Below are 1,233 nucleotides of genomic sequence, written 5' to 3'. Positions count from 1 at the left end.
AATCTATTCTAAAACTATCATAAGTAATTGTTTTTAATTTTAAAGCTATCATTTCTGATGATTTAACCTGTTTACTATTTCAAGTATATTCTTTCTATAGATTTTCTAGATTTTCTAGATTTTCTAGATTTTGTTTAGATGCACTAATAAGTTACAAATTTTATAAGTCAGTGCTAATTAAAACGTTTAGACATTTACAAGGAGTAACAATGGCTAAGTTAATAATCACTCAATCTGTAGGGGTGGGCGGTGTAAATACACCAAATGATGTGAAAGCCGTGCAGGGAGCACTAAATAATTTATTAGGACTTATACCACCTACAATAAAACTGGTTGAGGACGGTAGATTGGGTTCTCGTCCAGAGCATTCAAAAACAGTCGCAGCGATTAAGATATTTCAAAGTAAACCTGTTGGCATGGTTCGTCCTGACGGAAAAATCGATGTAAACGGTCGCTCCCATCGTAAGTTTAACGAAAAATTAAGTGCACATTTGGCGGCTTTAGTAGTACCTATTTCAGGTTCACTCAAAGTGATTTTGAAGAAAAATCTAGAGAAATATGAGGGGCGTGTACCGCATATGTATTTAGATACTGTCGGTCAAGTCACTGTAGGTGTTGGGCATATGATGACCGATGTTCAGGCTGCTCAAAAGGTACCTTTTTTTGTTAGTAGTACGCGTGTGCCCGCAACCGCTCAGCAGATTGAAGATGAGTTTAACCTCATAAAAGCACAATGGGTTAGAGTTCAGGGCGCACAGAAACTACCTAATGCTGCTTATTACAAAAAATTTACTAAGTTGGAACTTCTTAATACAGATATTGATGTAATTAGGGACTCTCATATTGTAAATTTTGAAAAAGAGTTAAAAGGTCTCTATGGATACTCTACGTTCTCGACTTACCCTGACGATGTTAAGCTAGCATTATTTGATATGATTTTTAATCTTGGATTGACAAGGTTGAGTAATAAATTTGTTAATTTTAATATACATATCAAGGCTAGTGATTTCAAAAAAGCGGCATTGGAATCTAATCGACATCAGCTGAGTACAGATCGTAATTTTTATGTGCGTAATTTATTGAGTAATGCAAATTGATATTAAAAGTAGTGTTAGTAGTAGGATCTGTGGCTGTATTTGGGATTGGGTGTGTGAGTGCAACGGGAAATATAGCACCATCATTACCATTAAATGCAGGTGAGTTTTTCCTCGAACAAACAAGGGAAACACACAA

1 protein-coding gene is annotated in these 1,233 nt (G+C 35.4%); it reads left to right on the top strand.

Annotated elements, in window-relative coordinates; genetic code table 11:
* Nucleotides 1-209 precede the first annotated feature (209 nt).
* Nucleotides 210-1,097 carry a hypothetical protein gene (locus CXF78_RS00975; protein ID WP_102035726.1) on the top strand — a complete coding sequence of 296 codons (888 nt, stop codon included), beginning with the start codon at nt 210-212 and terminating at the stop codon, nt 1,095-1,097.
* Nucleotides 1,098-1,233 lie beyond the last annotated feature (136 nt).

It is taken from the genome of Shewanella sp. 11B5 (assembly GCF_002836795.1).
GTDB classification, from domain to species: Bacteria; Pseudomonadota; Gammaproteobacteria; order Enterobacterales; family Shewanellaceae; genus Shewanella; species Shewanella frigidimarina.
The sequence above is the reverse complement of the archived record's forward strand: the minus strand, read 5'-3'. Positions and strand labels throughout refer to the sequence as shown.